We start from the raw sequence: 15213 nt of genomic DNA, 5'->3' as shown, positions 1-15213 counted from the left end.
GTCAGCTGCCGAGGTGTTGGACGACCAGGGTGGCGAGCTTGGCCGTCTCGTCCTTGCCGCGGGACGTGCTCGGCGCGTTCTTCACGCCCGTCGAGACCAACAGCAGGTCCTCGCCCACCAGGACCAGGATCTGGCCGTTCGGGGTGTCCCAGTAGGCCGCCGTGCCGAGACCCGGGATGTCGACCGCGTCCGCCGGGCGTTGATTGGTGAACTGCGCCTGGTTGTCGGCGGCGCCCGCCGGGGTCAGCGCCTCCCGGTGGCCGATGTTCGCGTAGCGGGTGTCGTCGGCCGTCCAGTACACACAGGACAGGAAGCGGGTGTCCTTCGCCCCCGGCTCGACGTCGTCGGTGCGCGGTGTCGGGTTCATCGGCGCGTTGAGGACCGCGGCCGCGTCCTCGAAGCGGTGGAACTCGCAGCCGGCGACCGGGCTCGCCGCGGGCGTCGAGGCGGTCGGTGGGACGGCGGTCGGCGAACCGCTGGAGCAGCCGGCGAGCGCGGCAACCGTGACGAGCGCGGCGAGCTTGGTCGGTCGCATGGCGTCCTCCCTCGTAGGTGCCCGCCACGGTAGGCACCACCGCGGCGGTCGCCACGCCTGCGTCGGCTCCACGACTCAGCACTCCGCGATCGCACGGCGCAGGAACGCGTCCCGGCGGAGCGTGGCCGTGGGACTGTACAACACGGTGGGTGTGTTGAGCGCGGCCACGGCGTCCCAGTATGGGACGTCCTCGGCCGGTCGGCCGCCGGCCCGCTCCCAACCCGCCAGCACATGTCCGGGCGCCGCGTCGCCGTAGCCGATCGCGACCTGTTTGCGCAGCTCGCCGAGGTCGACACCCGGGTTGCCGACGCCGGCCGTCTTCCAGTCGATCAAGGCGTGCACGATGCCGCCGCGCACCAGCGTGTTGCCCGGCCAGACGTCGCCGTGCACCAACACGACCGGCCCGTCCGGCGCCCGCATCGCCTGGATGCGCGCGTCGGCCGACCGGAGCAGCGGCGTCGTCGGCAGGCGGCCCGCCCGGCGGTCGCCGGCGAAGTCGTCGACCGCGATCGGACGCGGCCGGAAGGGGAGCCCCGGCGACGGCGGGACGGCGTGGACCCGCGCGATCGCGGCGCCGGCCGACAGGAGCAGATCGATCGAGGGTACGGCGGGCCAGGTGCTGCTCCCCGGCACGACCGTCTCCAGCGTGGCCGGCGTGCCCTCGAGGTCGGCCGCGAGCAGGCGCGGCGCCGGCAGACCGTGGCTTCCGGCGACGACCAGGGCCACGGCGTTCGTCGCGATCTGGTCGGGCGTGATGCGGCTGCTAGGGGCCCGCAGGACCACGGCCCGGCGCGACCCGTCGGGCGCGGCGAGGTCGATCCACCATGGGCTCTCGCCGCCGTGCAGGGAGCGCACGGCCCGGACCGTCATGCCGCTCAGCCGCGCCTCGACCCAGGCGGACAGCGGCTGGTCATCTTTCCCGCACCGGCTGACTCTGCGTCAGCGGCGGGTAGCTGTCAACCGCACCAGCCTTCGTGCAGGAACGCGCGCCGGCCCGGCTCGCCGATGTCCAGCGGGATGTCGACGTGGCTCGGCAGGTCGTCGAGGCGCGCGTTGGGCAGGATGAACTCGCGCCCGGTGTGCCGCTGCCGCACCGACTGCTCGGCCGCCGGCGCGCAGACGAACGGGTTCGCGTACGTGTTGTAGCCACGGCCGACGCCGGTGTTGAGGAAGCCGGCGTCCTGGCACTGGTACAGCACGGCCCGCAGGGCGGCCGCGTCGCGCGGCCCCTGGTAGCCCTCGGCGACGTTGGCGAAGCACTGCCGGGAGTCGGCGCCTTCGTAGGGCGACGGACCGGCGGCCGCCAGCGCGTCGAGGAACGCGGCACCGCAACCGATCTCGGCGGACGGCCACGCGCCCCGCAGCAGCGCGTCGCGGTCGCAGCCCGTCACGTCCTCGAAGGCGTCGACGACGTCCTCGTCGCGCCCGACCCGCGCGTACGCCCGTTCGAGGTCCCGCAACGCCGCGCGCGGGAAGCCGATCCGGTGCCCGACGAGGCGGAACCACTCGGCGAACGTCGGCACCGTCGCCCGGACGCCGCGCGGGAGGGTGTAGACGGCGAGATCGGTCGGGTAGGACCAGGCGTCCAGACCGGGATAGCCGACGTACGAGAGGATCCCGACGCCGACCTTCGCGGGCTCGTCGCCGTACCGGTGCCGCAGCCTCAGATAGGCCTCGAGGTTGACGCTGCCACCGGCCCACGCGTACGCGAAACCCTCGGGGTAGAGGAACGGGTCACCTCGGCCGTGCGTGGTGCCGAACAGCGTCGGCGCGACGCACCGCACCTCCCGCGCCTGCCAGGCGGCCAGGTATTCAGCGGGCGTGCGGACGCAGCGCTGCCCGGCGGCGGCCGGCGGGCCCACGACCAGCCCGCCCACGACGGCCAGGACGAGAGCACAGAGGAGGGTACGCATCCGGCGCAGGTCCATCGACGCCTCCGGGGGGTCCGCTGGTTTCGCCAGTCTCCCCGTCGGAGGCGGACGTGTCGATGGTTGCGTCGATCGGCATGAAATCGGGCTGACCGGGCAGTTGACCCGGCATGACGACGTTTTCGGTGTCGACGCGGAACGCGCACGGTGGCCGGCAGTGGTGGGTGTTGGCGGGGTTCGTGGTGGCCACCGCCGTCGCCGCGGGGATCGGTGGTCTCGGTGTCAGCGGCACGGCGGAGGAGTACGGCGCCCTGCGGCAACCGGCCTGGGCACCCCCGTCGTGGCTGTTCGGTCCGGTGTGGACCGTCCTCTATGCCACGATCGCGGTCGCCGGATGGCTGGTGTGGCGGCGCGTCGGCTTCACGCTCCCGCTCTGGGCCTGGACCGTCCAGCTCGTGCTCAACGCGATCTGGACGCCGCTGTTCTTCGGGGCTGGGCGGTACGGCCTGGCGTTCGCCGACATCGTGCTGCTCTGGGCCGCCATCGTCGCGACCGTCGTGCTCTTCCGGCGCGTGCACCGGCCCGCCGCCGCGCTCCTGCTGCCCTACCTCGCCTGGGTCACCTTCGCCGGCGCCCTCAACCTCGCGGTCTGGCAGCTCAACTGAGGCCCGTCACAGCAGCACCCAGACGATGCCACCGGCGACGAGAGCCACGGCGATCGCGACCACGCGCCAGTCCTTGACGACGTAGCTGGCCGCGCCGAGCAAACCACCCACGATCATGAGGAGGTACGCGGGGACGTCGGCCCCGCCGGAGAAAACGTTGAAGGCGGCGATCAGACCGAAGAACATGCACGCGTTGGCGGTGGCCGAGCGGAAGTTCCGGTGGGCCTCCCACTGGAGCTGCCACACCTCGACGCGGGCGTCGTCGACCGCCTGCCGGCGCTCCTCGTCCGACATCTCCCGCCATCGTCGCCGCATACACGGAGGGTATCAACGGCCGTCACTGTCGGTGGAGTGGAAGGGTCGGGCTCGGGGCAGCGGTTTGTGCAGCCGTAGTGCATAGTGGACGCCGACGGATCGGGACAGACCGGAGGTGGCACGTGGACGTCGCTGACGATCGTGCGTCGAAGCAGGCTACCGCGGCGCGGATCTACGACTACCTGCTCGGCGGCACCTACAATTTTCCCGCCGACCGGGCCGCCGGCGAGAAGATGATCGAGATGTTCCCGATGGCGCCGGCCGGTGCCCGCAACAACCGGGCGTTTCTGCGCCGGGCGGTGCGGCACGTCGCCAACCTCGGCGTCACCCAGTTCCTCGACCTCGGCTCCGGCATCCCCACCGAGGGCAACGTCCACGAGGTGGCCCAGTCGGTCGACAAGAACGCCCGGGTCGTCTACGTCGACATCGACCCCGTCGCCGTCTCCGAGAGCCTGGACCTGCTGCGCGGCAACGACAACGCGACCGCGATCCGGGCCGACGCCCGCGATGCACAATCGATTCTCGACCACCGGCAGGTCCGCGAGCTGCTCGACTTCGACCAGCCGATCGCGCTGCTGCTCTGCGCGGTGCTGCACTTCGTGCCCGAGGACGACCTGGCCGCCGATGTCGTGCGCACGCTGCTCGCAGGTCTCCCGTCCGGCAGCTACCTCGTGCTCTCGCACGGCTCCGTCGAAGGCATGCCCGAGCGGGCGGCCCAGCTCGAGGACGCCAAGGACCTCTACAAGCGGGACACCGCGACCCAGCTCAAACCCCGCACGCGTACGGAGGTCCTGCGCTACTTCGATGGCCTCGACCTGATCGAGCCGGGCCTGGTGTGGGTGCCGCAGTGGCACCCCGACGCCGACGACCCGACCGACTTCGTCGACAACCCGAGCCGCAGCGCCTGCCTGGGTGGCGTCGCCCGGCTGTCCTGACCCGCACGGCGTCACGCGGAGAAGCGGTTCACCTTCTCCGCGTGCAGCACGATGCGCACCAGGTCGCCGGCGCGATACTCCTCGATCAGCCGCTCGTGCTCGGGGTCCGGGGCGCTGAGGTCCCAGTACCGTCCGGCCAGCCGCACCGCCAGATCGGCGCCGCCGTCCTCGTGCAGCGTGACCGGGCCCTCGACCGCCACCCAGTGCTCCGGCTCGCCGGGCGGCGCCGCGACGACGACCGACGCCCGCGGCTGCTCGCGGAGCCGGTCGAGCTTCGGCGCGTCCGGCAGCGAGAACATCTGCAGGTCGCCGTCCCCGGTCACCTCGAACCAGACGGGCCGCGGCGCGGGCCAGCGGCCGCCGCGCGGTGCGACGGTGAGGAAGGCGTAGAGCGGCCGGGCGAGCAGGGCGAGATCCTCTTCGCGGAACATGGCGACTCCTTCGCGCGGGGGCGGCGGGACGACAGGGCTCACCCGACGGTATTCCGGGCGGTGCCGCGGACGACGAACGTCAACGGCGTGGCCTCGAGGCCCGACCCGACCCGCCGGTTGCGGCGGTGCCGGGAAATTCTCGGAAACGCGGTCGGGTCAGCCGGCGCGCCAGGCCAGGCCGAGGTCGGGCCGGCCCGTGCGGTGGAACTCGGACAGTGCCGCCCGCGCCGTGTCGCGGTCGACCACGTCGGGGGCGGAGTAGCGGTGGCCGTCGTGCTCCAACTCCCCGGTGCCCGCCGACTGGAGGATCACCCGGTCGTCGTGGTCGAACGCGCCCAGGTAGACGTGGTAGAGCCCGTCACCACCGCCGACGCTGAGGTAGGCGCCGCTGCCGTCGATGAGCGTCAGCGTCGTACGGGACGCGCGATCGAGCGCGTCGAGCGCCGACACGACGTCGTCCAGGGTGGGCGACTGCACGACGATCAGTTGCCGTTGGCCCGCCTCGTTGACGTCGTACTCCATTTGCGGCCTGGTGAGGGATTTGCCGGTTGGATCTGGCTCGTAGTCGTCCACCACGAACGGAGAAGCGTCGGGCGCGCGCCTCCCGTCACCGCGGCTCGCCGGACGGCTCGACGGGTTCGGTGGGCGTTTCCGGTTCGTCCGGTTCGGTGGTCGGTTCGCTGGTCGCGCTCGGTTCGGGGTCGGGCTCGTCGTCCGGCTCCTGCTCCTGGTCCTGGCCCTGGTCCGGCGCCGGCGTGGGGTCGCCGGTCGGGGCCGAGGGGGGTGTCGGGTCGGGCCCGCCCACGTCGACGGGCGCGCCGGTCGGCGCGGGAGTGGCCGTGGGGCTGTCGCCGGTGGTGCTCGGCTCGGCGCCGCCGGCATCCGTCCCGGTCGCCGCCGGGCGGGTGCCGCCGGTGGACGCCGGCGGTGCGGGCCGGTCCGTGGTCGGCGTGGTGCCGCCGGTCGGGTCGGCGAGCGCGAGGCTCGCCACGAGCGTGGCCACGCCGAGGGCCAGCGCGCCGACCGCGTGCCGGACCCTGCGCCCGGGCGCCGGACGCTCCTCGACCGGCGGCGTCTCGACCGGCGGCGTCTCGACCGGCGGCGCCTCGACCGGCGGCACCTCAGCCGGCACCGCCGCCGCTACCACGGGCGCCGTCTCCACCGTCGTGTTGTTCTCGACCGCCTCGGCCAGCGCCGCGGCCGTCGGATACCGGCGCGCCGGATCCTTGGCCATCGCGGTCTCGACCACGTGCGCCAGCCCCGCCGGCACGTCGTCCGGCAGCGGGTCCGGCTCGTCCCGCAGATGGGACAGCGCGACGTCGACGGCGCTGCCGGACTCGAACGGCGGCCGACCGGCCAGGCAGTGGTACGCGACCGCGCCCAGCGCGTACACGTCGGTCGCGGGTGTCAGGTCCTGCTTGGTGACCTGCTCGGGCGCCATGTAGAGCGCCGTGCCGACCACCTCGTGGATCCCGGTGTGACCGGGCGCGCCGGCGGTCACCGCGACACCGAAGTCGATGAGCACGACGGCACCGCCGGGTTCGACGATCAGGTTGCCGGGTTTGACGTCGCGATGGACGACACCGGCATCGTGTACGGCCTGCAGCGCGCGGGCGGCCTGTGCGACCACGGACGCGGTCTCGGCGGCGCCGAGGCGACCGGCCTCCGCGATCCGCTGCGACAGCGGCCGGCCCTCGACACAGGCCATCACGATGTACGCGTCCGCGCCCGCGGTCTCGCCGTAGTCGTACACGCCGGCGACGCCCGGATGCCCCAGGGCCGCCATCGCCCGCGCCTCGTCCCGGAACCGCGCCCGCGCGGTCTCGTCGACGAACCGGTGCAGCAGCTTGACCGCCACGGTGCGCCCGAGCACGGTGTCGGTGGCCCGCCACACCTGCCCCATCCCACCACTGGCGATCGGCGCCTCGAGGCGGTAACGGTCGTCGACGAGCAGCCCGGATTCGAACATGGGGCAACTCCTACCCAACGCGCGGCCACGCATGCGTCGATCGGGCCATCCAGCGCGACGAATATTGAGATACTTCGCGGGACCATGACGGGTGGGCGACGGGGACGGACACGATGACGTTGATCAGCAGAAGGCACCTGCTCGCCACGATCGCGGTGGCGGTGCCCGCGGCGCAGCTCGCCGGGGTGGCCACACCGGCCGCGGCGGCCGCCGACCTCTATCCCTCCAACACCGCTCTCTACGCCGACCCCGCGCTGGTCGAGGGGGTCGACTACGGGCGGCGCCACCGGCGGCACGGTGGGCTCGACGACAACCTCGGCACCGGCGACGGCTATCCGCGCACCGCGGTCCTCGCGCCGCACGGTGGCGGCATCGAGGTCGGCACCTCCGAGCTGTGCCTCGCGGTGGCCGGCTACCACCCCGCCACGCTGGCGGCCGCCGGTCCGACCCACGACTACTGGATGTTCGAGGGCCTGCGGGCCTCGAACAACGCCGACCTGCACATCAGCTCGTCGCACTGCGACGACCTGGTCGCCCGGTCGCTGTGCGGCGGCGCGCTGAACGCGCTCGGCCTGCACGGGTGCACCGCGGCCCAGGCGGGCCTCCCCGACGAGGCACGTGCGGTGCTGGTCGGTGGGCGCAACGCCACGTTCAAGCAGTTCCTGCTGCAGGACCTCAACGCCGCGGGCATCACCGCCATCGACGCCGGGATCGCGCACGAGGACCTCGACGGCGACGACCCGGCCAACATCGCCAACCGCACGCTGCTCGGCGCCGGCGCCCAGCTGGAGATCACCACCCCGCTGCGCACCGCGATGTTCGAGGTCAACACCCGTGCGCAGCGCAGGCACACCACCACCGCGCTGTTCTGGAGCTTCGTGGCGGCGGCCCGCGCGTCGATCGCGCGGCTGGAGGCCGGCCAGCCCAACCGGTGACTCGTGACCCTGCGGTCAGCGCAGCATCAGCCGCAACGGTCCGCGGAGTCGGCCTGCCTAGCCTTGTGAGGAACGACGTCGCGACAGGTGGTGGGACCCATGAACGCTGCGGAACGGCGGCTGGCGACCGCGGTGCTGGTGGTCGGGACCGGTGGATCCGGGTTGCGGGCCGCGATCGAGCTGGCCGAGCGCGGAGTCGACGTGATCATGGTCGGCAAGCGACCGCGCTCCGACGCGCACACGACGCTGGCCGCCGGTGGCATCAACGCCGCGCTCGGGACGATGGACGCGCAGGACAGCTGGCAGCAGCACGCCGCCGACACCATCAAGGAGAGCTACCTGCTGGCCGATCCGCGTACCGTCGAGGTCGTCGCCCAGGGTGCCGCGCGCGGCATCCACGATCTCGAGCGCTACGGCATGGCGTTCGCACGCGAGGACGACGGCCGGATCTCGCAGCGGTTCTTCGGCGCGCACACCTACCGCCGCACGGCGTTCGCCGGTGACTACACGGGGCTGGAGATCCAGCGGACGCTGGTGCGCCGGGCGGAGCAGCTGAACATCCCGATCCTCGACACCGTGTACGTGACGCGCCTGCTCGTCCGCGACAACGTGGTGTTCGGCGCGTACGGCTTCGACGTGAACGACGGCACCCGCTACGCGGTCCACGCCGACGCGGTCATCCTCGCCACCGGCGGACACACCAGGATCTGGCGGCGTACGTCCTCGCGGCGCGACGAGAACACCGGCGACTCCTTCCGGCTGGCGGTCCTGGCCGGCGCCCGCATCCGGGATCCGGAGCTCGTGCAGTTCCACCCCTCCGGCATCCTCGCGCCCGAGAACGCGGCCGGGACGCTGGTCTCGGAGGCCGCCCGCGGCGAGGGCGGCATCCTGCGCAACGCGGCGGGGGAGCGGTTCATGGAGCGCTACGACCCGCAGCGGATGGAGCTGTCGACCCGCGACCGGGTGGCGCTGGCCGAGTTCACCGAGATCCAGGAGGGTCGCGGCACCGCGAACGGCGGTGTCTGGCTGGACGTGTCGCACCTGCCGCGCGAGACCATCATGCGGCGCCTGCCACGGGTCTACCAGATGATGCTGGAGCTGCAGATGCTCGACATCACGGTGAACCCGATCGAGATCGCCCCGACGGCGCACTACTCGATGGGCGGCGTCTGGGTGCGGCCGGAGGACCACAGCACCGACGTCGCGGGCCTGTTCGCGGTCGGCGAGGCGGCCAGCGGCCTGCACGGCGCCAACCGGCTCGGCGGCAACTCACTGATCGAGCTGCTCGTCTACGGCCGCATCGTCGCCGAGGCCGCGGCCGCGTACTCGGCGGGCCTGGAGGTGCAACGTCGGTCCGCGGCCGCGACCGCCGAGGCACGCGCCGAAGTGCACGGTCTGCTGGCGGCGGACGGCCCCGAGAACGTGCGGGCGTTGCAGCGGGCGGTCCGGGACACGATGACCGCGTACGCCGGGGTGGTCCGCGACGAGTCGGGGCTGCGCACCGGCCTCGCCGACCTGGACGCGATCGAGGCCCGCACGGCGGCCGTCGGCATCCATCCCGACATCGCCGGGTTCCAGGACCTCGCGCACGCCTTCGACCTGAAGTCGTCGACGCTCGCGGCCCGCGCCACGCTCGCGGCGGCCCTGGAGCGGCGCGAAACCCGGGGCTGCCACAACCGCGGCGACTACCCGGAGCTCGACCCGGCTCTGCGGGTCAACCTGGTCTGGTCGCCCGCCGACGGCGTCGTCCGCGAGGAGGTCGAGCCGGTGCCGGCCGAGATCGCCGCGCTCATGGCGGAGGTGTCGTCGGTCGGCAAGCTGGTGGAGTGACCACTGCGGACATTCGATACAGCCCGGGCCCGCTGACCCGCAGCCGGTCGAGGAAACGGCCCGACGTCGCCGAAGCGGTGTCGATGAGCCGCTGCGCGTGCGCGAAGTCCCAGGGGGCGGGCCACTTGTCGACACCGGTCGGCAGCACCACGGTCGGCACGTCCTTCGACACCTCGAGCAGGTCACGTTCGATCTGCTCGTGCAGCATCAGCAGCCCGGCCCGCACCGCGACCGCACCGGCGCCCCCGCGCCGCGACATCGGGCGTACCGGCTGGCTCTCCGGGCCCGTCGCCAGCACCACCAGGCTGGCCGCCCCGGCCTGTCGGGCGGCGCGCACCGGGACGTAGGCGATCACCCCACCGTCGACCAGCGTGCGGCCGTCGCGCCGCACGGGCGGCAGGACGCCGGGGATGGCCGTGCTGGCCAGCAGCGCGGACTCCAGGTCGCCGTGGTCGAGCAGCACCTGGCCGCCGGCGGCCAGGTCCATCGCCACCGCGGTGAACGGGATCCCCAACTGTTCGATCCGCGGCGGCAGCGCGGCCCGCGCGATCAGCCGGCGGAGGCCGCGATCGCCGAAGATGCTGGCGCGCGAGCCGAAGGGGAACACCTCGCGGCGGCGCAGTCCGGTCCAGACCCGTTCGAGCCAGGGCGCGGCCCGGTCGGGGTGGGCGGCCGCGATGGCCCCTGTCAGCGCGCCGACCGACGTGCCGACGATGAGGTCCGGCACGAATCCGCGCGCCTCCAGTGCCTTGCCCACTCCCACGTGCGCCGCACCGAGCACACCACCACCGCCCAACGCGACGGCCACGGGACGGGGCAGCGAGTCGAGGTCCATACCTGTTCGACCGGACGGCCACCCGATCTGTGACGGCGGCGGGCCGATGTGCCTAGCGTTGTGCCTCGAAGTGGTCCTTCATCGCCGGGTAGTAGTCGTCGAACCGCGGCGCCGGGCGGTCCTCGCGGGCGGCCACCAGCGCGTCGAGGTAGAACTCCCAGCCCGGGCCGATGTCGCCGACGCCGTCGGTGTCGGTCATGTGCTGGGTGAACCGCAACTCGGTCACACCCGCCTCCTCGGCCAGGACGATGTCCAGGTGCCACCGGTAGTGCGCGTCGACGGCGGACAGCGCCAGTCGCCGGGCCGGCTCGCAGGCGTCCACCGTCATCTCCGTCCACGGCTGGCCGTCCTCGTGGATCAACTGGACCTCGATCGTGCGGCCCGGCGCGGCGTCGCCCTTCCACGGCCCGTACCAGCGGGCGGTGCGCTCGGGATCGGTGAGGCTCGCCCACACGTCGGCGGCCGGTGCGCGGAACGTGCGGGTCAGGACGAGGTCGTTGCCGAGCAGGCGGCCGGTGGGTGTCGGGCTCATGCGGTCTTCTCCTGGGGTCGGTCGGGCGCGGCGGCCGAGCGCCGCTCGCGGCGGGTGCGGTAGACCTCGGTCTCCAGCGCGTCGAGGCGGTGCTGCCAGCCGGCGGGCCGGGTGAGTCGCTCCAGCCACCCCGCCAACTCGTCGAGCGGCGCCGTGACCAGTGCGTAGACGCGGCGGCGGCCGTCGGCGGTGTCGCTGACCACGCCGGCCTCGCGCAGCACCCGCAGGTGACGGCTGACGGCGGGCCGGCTGATCGCGAAGCGGTCCGCGATCTGGCCGGCGGTGAGCGGACCGTCGCGCAGCATCAGCAGGATCTCCCGCCGCACCTGGTCGGCGATCGCCCCCGCTACCTCGTCCACCGCGAAAGCGTAACACATCGGTTACGCGTTACCGAACGTCTCCACGTAGGCGATCGCTCCGTACAGGGCGTTCCGAAGTGGAGTGACGTCGCGGGCGCCCTGGCTCAGCAGCATGCCGCCCTGGAACGCGGCCATCAGCACGTACGCCAGGTGCTCCAGGTCGGCGTCGGGGCGCAGCACGCCCGCGGCGCGCATCGCCGTCAGGCCCTCGCGCAGCTGTGCCTTCCAGCGGTCGAAGCCGCCGGCGATCTCGTCGTTCAGGTCGAGGCCGGACTTCATGACCTCGGCGGCGAGCGAGCCGAAGCTGCAGCCACCGTCGCGGACCGTCTCGTCGGTCAGGTTGGAGTCGGCCCAGGAGCGCAGGGCGGCGATGCTGTCGGGCGGACCCTGCGGCGGCGTCTGGTGCAGGCCCATCATCGCGTCGGCCCGCCACCGCAGCACCGCCCGCAGGAGGCTCTCCTTGTCGGGGAAGTAATGGCTGAGCTGGGAACCGCTGACCCCGGCGGCACTGCGCACCGCCTCGTTGTTGGTGCGCGCGACGCCGTGCGCGTAGATCAGTCCCGCCGCCGTCTCGACGATGCGGGCGCGGGTGGCCTCGCCCCTGCGGGTGAGCCGGCGGTCGGTCACGGACATGCCGCCAGCCTACCGTAACTGGGCTTGACAGCCCAGTTATCTCGACGTTAACTGGGCTGAGTAGCCCAGTTTTCGGACGGGCGGAGATGGACGAAACGCCCACGACCCGACGTCAGGGTTGACAGGGTGCGAGAGGGCGTAAAGCGGAGGGGGATCGTCGTGTCCGAGAGTGCGACGCGGGACAGGGACCAGTGGGACGTCATCGTCGTCGGCGGCGGCCAGGCGGGTGAGACGGCGGCGCAGTACGCGAGCCAGTTCTCCGGCCTCTCGACCGTGCTGGTGGAGGAGGACCTCATCGGCGGCGAGTGCGAGTACTGGGCCTGCCGGCCGAGCAAGGCCCTGCTGATGCCCGTCGAGGCGCGCAGCGTGGGTCGGGACCTGCCGGGCGTACGGGAGATCCTCGGCGACCGCCCGTTGGACGTGCCGGCGGTGCTGGCCCGGCGTGACGACATCGCGTTCCACTACGCGGACCCGCAGGAGGTGGAGTTCCTCGAGGCCAACGGGATCGACCTCGTCCGCGGCCGCGGGCGGCTGGCCGGCGAGCGGACCGTCGCGGTGACGGCGTCGGACGGATCGGTGCGGACGATCACGGCGACGCGGGCGGTGGTGCTGGCGACGGGAAGCACGGCGGCCGTGCCGCCCACCGACGGGTTGGCGGAGGCGTTGCCCTGGACGTCCCGCGACGTCACGGCGCTGCGGGAGGTGCCCGGGCGGGTCGTGGTGCTCGGTGGGGGACCGGTCGCCACGGAGGCCGTCACCTGGCTGCGCGCGCTGGGCGCGGACACCACGCTGGTGCACCGCGGCCCGCGCCTGCTCAAGACGATGGAGCCGTTCGTCGGCGAGTTCGCGGCGCGGCACCTCGCCGAGGCCGGGGTGACGCTGCGCCTGGACACGACCGTCACCCGGGTCCGCCGCCCGGACGCGCGGCAGCGGGGGATCGGCCACCTCCACGGCGGGCCGGTGACCGTCACGCTGGACAACGGCGACGAGATCGAGGCCGACGAGATCGTGGTCGCGCTCGGGCGCACCGGCGGCACGGACGACATCGGGCTGGAGTCGGTCGGCATCCCGGCGCCGCACGGCTATCTCGACGTCGACGACCAGCTCACGGTGGTCGGCACCGACTGGCTCTACGCGGTCGGCGACCTCACGGGCCTGGCCCTGCTGACGCATTTCGCCAAATACCAGGCCAGGGTCGCGGGCGAGGTCATCACCGCGCGGGCGCTCGGCCGGTCACTGACCGAGCCACCGTTCGACAGCCTGACCACCGCGGAGTACGACGCCGTGCCGCACGTGGTGTTCCTCGATCCGCCGGTCTGCGACGTGGGCCTGACCGAAGCCGCGGCACGGGGGCGCGGCATCGACGTGGAGACGGCCGAGTACGACATCGCGGCCATCTCCGGGGCGGCGATCTCGCGGGAGCACTACGACGGGCGGGCGAAGCTCGTCGTCGACCGGGCCACCGACACCGTGATCGGTGCGACGTTCGTGGGCAGCGCCACGACCGAGTTGCTGCACTCGGCGACGGTCGCGATCACCGGCCGGGTGCCGGTCAGCCGGCTCTGGCACGCCGTCGCGAGCTTCCCGACGGTCAGCGAGATCTGGCTGCGGCTGCTGGAGACGCTGCAGCTAGGCCGCCGCCGGTCCTGACCGGCGGCGCAGTTCCCGCAGGACGCCGTGCCGCTTGAGCATCCAGACCAGGCGGCGCGCGTGGCCGTGCCGGGCCAGCAGGACGACCAGTTCGGTGACCGTCTTCCACCGGCGGCCGCCGAACTGGTCGTCCACCGCCCGCCAGACCGCGGCCCGCAGCCGGGGCGACTCGAGCGCGGCGGTGATCTCGGCCCGCACCGCCGGATCGTCCAGAGCGGACGTGACGGCGGCCGCGAGCCCCGGTCGGTCGGCGAGCCCCTCGGCGATGCTCGCGGTGACCTCCCGCCGGACGTCGTCGGTGTCGACGAGCAGCAGCACCGCGCGCCGGATCTCGGTGGTCTCCAGCGCCGACCGCAGCAGGCTCATCACCCGCAGGTCGACCTCGTCGGACCGGTCGTCGACGGCGAGCGCGGCCAGCAGGGCCGTGACCTCGTCGAGGTCGATGAGGTGCCGCAGGCCGTCACGGAAGGCCGGTCGATCCCAGACGGACACCAGGGCCCGGACGAGGTTGCGATCCATGCCGTCTGCTACCCCCGCGCCCACCGACCCGAAACCGAACGCATTGGCGATCATCGATTGTTAACGTTAACATGTCAGGGCGGTTCGTGCCCTGACCGTCATTCCGTTCCCCCAAGCGGAAGGACGCCATGATCTCCCTTGTCTCCCGCGGACGGCGGCGCGCCGCCGCTTCGTTCCTCGCGGTGGTCGTCGCCGTCACCGGCGTGACCGCCCTGTCCGGCCGACCGGCCGCCGGTCGCGCCTATCCGAACCCCGGCACGGTGACCGGGAACGTCGCCGTGCACGACCCGGCGATCGTCCGGGGGCCCGGCGGCGGATACCTGCTGGCGCACACCGGCGACGACATCAGCCTCAAGACGTCTCCGGACCGCACGGCGTTCCGGAACGCGGGGTCGGCGTTCCCCGGCGGCGCGCCGTGGACGACGGCCTACACCGCCGGCAGCCGCAACCTCTGGGCGCCCGACCTGACCTACCTCGACGGGCGCTACTGGATGTACTACTCGGCGTCCACCTTCGGCTCCAACCGCTCGGCCATCTTCCTGGCGACCAGCCTCACCGGCGCGTCGGGCACCTGGACGCATGCCGGCCTGGTCGTCGAGTCCCGCACGAGCGACACCTTCAACGCCATCGACCCGAACCTGGTGGTGGACGCCGCCGGCCGGTGGTGGTTGAGCTTCGGGTCGTTCTGGTCCGGCATCAGGATGGTGGCGCTCGACCCGTCGACGGGGCTGCGCTCCGGCACCACGATGGTGAGCGTCGCGGGCCGCGGCGGCGGGGCGATCGAGGCGCCGTTCATCGTGCGCCGCGGCGCCTACTACTACCTCTGGGTGTCGTTCGACCGCTGCTGCCAGGGCGCGGCGAGCACCTACCGGGTGATGGTCGGCCGGTCGACGAGCGTGACCGGGCCCTATCTCGACCGCGCCGGCGTCGCGATGACGGCCGGCGGCGGCACGCAGGTGCTGGCCGGGCACGGCCGCGTCCACGGCCCCGGCCACCAGGCGGTGCTCGCCGACACCGACGGCGACGTGCTCGTCTACCACTACTACGCCGACAACGGCGCCGCGCTGCTGGGCATCAACCGCATCGCGTACGACTCGGCGGGCTGGCCCCATGTCTACTGAGGAGTGTCGACCGGCGCCCGGGCCGACCCGCTGGCCACTACCGCCCCTTCCGGGCAGCAACCGCGCAGAACGGTCGGAATA

Annotated in this window: 18 protein-coding genes; 6 read left to right on the top strand and 12 right to left on the bottom strand. The window is 73.0% G+C overall.

Going from position 1 to position 15213, the window contains the following annotated elements:
* Position 1 precedes the first annotated feature (1 nt).
* The 3 genes from Asi02nite_RS14370 to Asi02nite_RS14360 form a co-directional block, all read right to left on the bottom strand.
* The gene (locus Asi02nite_RS14370; RefSeq protein ID WP_203713250.1) at positions 2–535 is read right to left on the bottom strand and encodes a hypothetical protein; all 534 of its coding nucleotides are present in this window, start codon (positions 533–535) and stop codon (positions 2–4) included.
* A 75-nt stretch (positions 536–610) separates the two neighbouring features.
* Positions 611–1405: an aminoglycoside phosphotransferase family protein gene (locus Asi02nite_RS14365; RefSeq protein WP_203713249.1), complete on the bottom strand. Its 795-nt coding sequence runs from the start codon at positions 1403–1405 to the stop codon at positions 611–613.
* 86 nt (positions 1406–1491) lie between these two features.
* The gene (locus Asi02nite_RS14360; RefSeq protein WP_203713248.1) at positions 1492–2463 is read right to left on the bottom strand and encodes a hypothetical protein; all 972 of its coding nucleotides are present in this window, start codon (positions 2461–2463) and stop codon (positions 1492–1494) included.
* Positions 2464–2573: 110 nt separating this feature from the next.
* Between Asi02nite_RS14360 and Asi02nite_RS14355 the strand changes: the two genes are divergently transcribed.
* Complete coding sequence (locus Asi02nite_RS14355) at positions 2574–3068, top strand: TspO/MBR family protein (RefSeq protein ID WP_203713247.1); 495 nt, start codon at positions 2574–2576, stop codon at positions 3066–3068.
* 6 nt (positions 3069–3074) lie between these two features.
* On the opposite strand, the gene Asi02nite_RS14350 is transcribed toward Asi02nite_RS14355, so the two are convergent.
* Positions 3075–3383: a hypothetical protein gene (locus tag Asi02nite_RS14350; RefSeq protein WP_203713246.1), complete on the bottom strand. Its 309-nt coding sequence runs from the start codon at positions 3381–3383 to the stop codon at positions 3075–3077.
* A 122-nt stretch (positions 3384–3505) separates the two neighbouring features.
* Here Asi02nite_RS14350 and Asi02nite_RS14345 point away from each other — a divergent pair, with 122 nt between their 5' ends.
* On the top strand, positions 3506–4318 hold the full coding sequence (locus Asi02nite_RS14345; RefSeq protein WP_203713244.1) for an SAM-dependent methyltransferase: 813 nt from the start codon (positions 3506–3508) through the stop codon (positions 4316–4318).
* Positions 4319–4329: 11 nt separating this feature from the next.
* Here Asi02nite_RS14345 and Asi02nite_RS14340 read toward each other — a convergent pair whose 3' ends face one another.
* From Asi02nite_RS14340 to Asi02nite_RS14330, 3 genes are all read right to left on the bottom strand, one after another.
* Positions 4330–4749: a pyridoxamine 5'-phosphate oxidase family protein gene (locus Asi02nite_RS14340; RefSeq protein WP_203713242.1), complete on the bottom strand. Its 420-nt coding sequence runs from the start codon at positions 4747–4749 to the stop codon at positions 4330–4332.
* Positions 4750–4905: 156 nt separating this feature from the next.
* Positions 4906–5271 carry an Imm1 family immunity protein gene (locus tag Asi02nite_RS14335; RefSeq protein ID WP_203713240.1) on the bottom strand — a complete coding sequence of 122 codons (366 nt, stop codon included), beginning with the start codon at positions 5269–5271 and terminating at the stop codon, positions 4906–4908.
* A gap of 85 nt (positions 5272–5356) precedes the next feature.
* Positions 5357–6718 (bottom strand): serine/threonine-protein kinase, encoded by a 1362-nt coding sequence (locus Asi02nite_RS14330; protein ID WP_203713238.1) that lies wholly within the window; start codon positions 6716–6718, stop codon positions 5357–5359.
* A gap of 113 nt (positions 6719–6831) precedes the next feature.
* On the opposite strand from Asi02nite_RS14330, the gene Asi02nite_RS14325 reads away from it, so the two are divergent.
* Positions 6832–7653, top strand: a complete 822-nt coding sequence (locus Asi02nite_RS14325) for a poly-gamma-glutamate hydrolase family protein (protein ID WP_203713236.1) — start codon at positions 6832–6834, stop codon at positions 7651–7653.
* A 99-nt stretch (positions 7654–7752) separates the two neighbouring features.
* Entirely contained in the window at positions 7753–9483 is a 1731-nt protein-coding gene (locus Asi02nite_RS14320) for an L-aspartate oxidase (RefSeq protein WP_203713235.1), read from the top strand.
* Here Asi02nite_RS14320 and Asi02nite_RS14315 read toward each other — a convergent pair.
* From Asi02nite_RS14315 to Asi02nite_RS14300, 4 genes are read right to left on the bottom strand one after another with little or no spacing between them, the layout of a single operon-like run.
* Complete coding sequence (locus tag Asi02nite_RS14315; protein WP_203713234.1) at positions 9443–10318, bottom strand: patatin-like phospholipase family protein; 876 nt, start codon at positions 10316–10318, stop codon at positions 9443–9445. The genes Asi02nite_RS14320 and Asi02nite_RS14315 overlap by 41 nt on opposite strands.
* Before the next feature lie 52 nt (positions 10319–10370).
* Positions 10371–10850: an SRPBCC family protein gene (locus Asi02nite_RS14310; protein WP_203713233.1), complete on the bottom strand. Its 480-nt coding sequence runs from the start codon at positions 10848–10850 to the stop codon at positions 10371–10373.
* Positions 10847–11209 carry a metalloregulator ArsR/SmtB family transcription factor gene (locus tag Asi02nite_RS14305; protein WP_203713232.1) on the bottom strand — a complete coding sequence of 121 codons (363 nt, stop codon included), beginning with the start codon at positions 11207–11209 and terminating at the stop codon, positions 10847–10849. Before Asi02nite_RS14305 ends, Asi02nite_RS14310 begins: the two co-directional genes overlap by 4 nt.
* Before the next feature lie 21 nt (positions 11210–11230).
* The gene (locus Asi02nite_RS14300; RefSeq protein WP_203713231.1) at positions 11231–11842 is read right to left on the bottom strand and encodes a TetR/AcrR family transcriptional regulator; all 612 of its coding nucleotides are present in this window, start codon (positions 11840–11842) and stop codon (positions 11231–11233) included.
* 159 nt (positions 11843–12001) lie between these two features.
* On the opposite strand from Asi02nite_RS14300, the gene Asi02nite_RS14295 reads away from it, so the two are divergent.
* Positions 12002–13492 carry a dihydrolipoyl dehydrogenase family protein gene (locus Asi02nite_RS14295; RefSeq protein WP_203713229.1) on the top strand — a complete coding sequence of 497 codons (1491 nt, stop codon included), beginning with the start codon at positions 12002–12004 and terminating at the stop codon, positions 13490–13492.
* Here Asi02nite_RS14295 and Asi02nite_RS14290 read toward each other — a convergent pair.
* Positions 13472–14011: a hypothetical protein gene (locus Asi02nite_RS14290; protein WP_203713227.1), complete on the bottom strand. Its 540-nt coding sequence runs from the start codon at positions 14009–14011 to the stop codon at positions 13472–13474. The genes Asi02nite_RS14295 and Asi02nite_RS14290 overlap by 21 nt on opposite strands.
* Before the next feature lie 128 nt (positions 14012–14139).
* On the opposite strand from Asi02nite_RS14290, the gene Asi02nite_RS14285 reads away from it, so the two are divergent.
* Positions 14140–15132 (top strand): arabinan endo-1,5-alpha-L-arabinosidase, encoded by a 993-nt coding sequence (locus Asi02nite_RS14285; RefSeq protein ID WP_203713225.1) that lies wholly within the window; start codon positions 14140–14142, stop codon positions 15130–15132.
* Positions 15133–15213: the final 81 nt, after the last annotated feature.

It is taken from the genome of Asanoa siamensis, assembly GCF_016862555.1.
GTDB classification, from domain to species: Bacteria; Actinomycetota; Actinomycetes; order Mycobacteriales; family Micromonosporaceae; genus Asanoa; species Asanoa siamensis.
This window is presented reverse-complemented; position numbering and strand designations above follow the sequence as displayed.

What these genes read in the sequence shown, in the direction of transcription:
- Asi02nite_RS14370 (WP_203713250.1), bottom strand. Translation starts at nt 535, where the DNA reads ATGCGACCGACCAAGCTCGCCGCGCTCGTCACGGTTGCCGCGCTCGCC.
- Asi02nite_RS14365 (WP_203713249.1), bottom strand. Translation starts at nt 1,405, where the DNA reads ATGACGGTCCGGGCCGTGCGCTCCCTGCACGGCGGCGAGAGCCCATGG.
- Asi02nite_RS14360 (WP_203713248.1), bottom strand. Translation starts at nt 2,463, where the DNA reads ATGGACCTGCGCCGGATGCGTACCCTCCTCTGTGCTCTCGTCCTGGCC.
- Asi02nite_RS14355 (WP_203713247.1), top strand. Translation starts at nt 2,574, where the DNA reads ATGACGACGTTTTCGGTGTCGACGCGGAACGCGCACGGTGGCCGGCAG.
- Asi02nite_RS14350 (WP_203713246.1), bottom strand. Translation starts at nt 3,383, where the DNA reads ATGCGGCGACGATGGCGGGAGATGTCGGACGAGGAGCGCCGGCAGGCG.
- Asi02nite_RS14340 (WP_203713242.1), bottom strand. Translation starts at nt 4,749, where the DNA reads ATGTTCCGCGAAGAGGATCTCGCCCTGCTCGCCCGGCCGCTCTACGCC.
- Asi02nite_RS14335 (WP_203713240.1), bottom strand. Translation starts at nt 5,271, where the DNA reads ATGGAGTACGACGTCAACGAGGCGGGCCAACGGCAACTGATCGTCGTG.
- Asi02nite_RS14330 (WP_203713238.1), bottom strand. Translation starts at nt 6,718, where the DNA reads ATGTTCGAATCCGGGCTGCTCGTCGACGACCGTTACCGCCTCGAGGCG.
- Asi02nite_RS14325 (WP_203713236.1), top strand. Translation starts at nt 6,832, where the DNA reads ATGACGTTGATCAGCAGAAGGCACCTGCTCGCCACGATCGCGGTGGCG.
- Asi02nite_RS14320 (WP_203713235.1), top strand. Translation starts at nt 7,753, where the DNA reads ATGAACGCTGCGGAACGGCGGCTGGCGACCGCGGTGCTGGTGGTCGGG.
- Asi02nite_RS14315 (WP_203713234.1), bottom strand. Translation starts at nt 10,318, where the DNA reads ATGGACCTCGACTCGCTGCCCCGTCCCGTGGCCGTCGCGTTGGGCGGT.
- Asi02nite_RS14310 (WP_203713233.1), bottom strand. Translation starts at nt 10,850, where the DNA reads ATGAGCCCGACACCCACCGGCCGCCTGCTCGGCAACGACCTCGTCCTG.
- Asi02nite_RS14300 (WP_203713231.1), bottom strand. Translation starts at nt 11,842, where the DNA reads ATGTCCGTGACCGACCGCCGGCTCACCCGCAGGGGCGAGGCCACCCGC.
- Asi02nite_RS14290 (WP_203713227.1), bottom strand. Translation starts at nt 14,011, where the DNA reads ATGGATCGCAACCTCGTCCGGGCCCTGGTGTCCGTCTGGGATCGACCG.
- Asi02nite_RS14285 (WP_203713225.1), top strand. Translation starts at nt 14,140, where the DNA reads ATGATCTCCCTTGTCTCCCGCGGACGGCGGCGCGCCGCCGCTTCGTTC.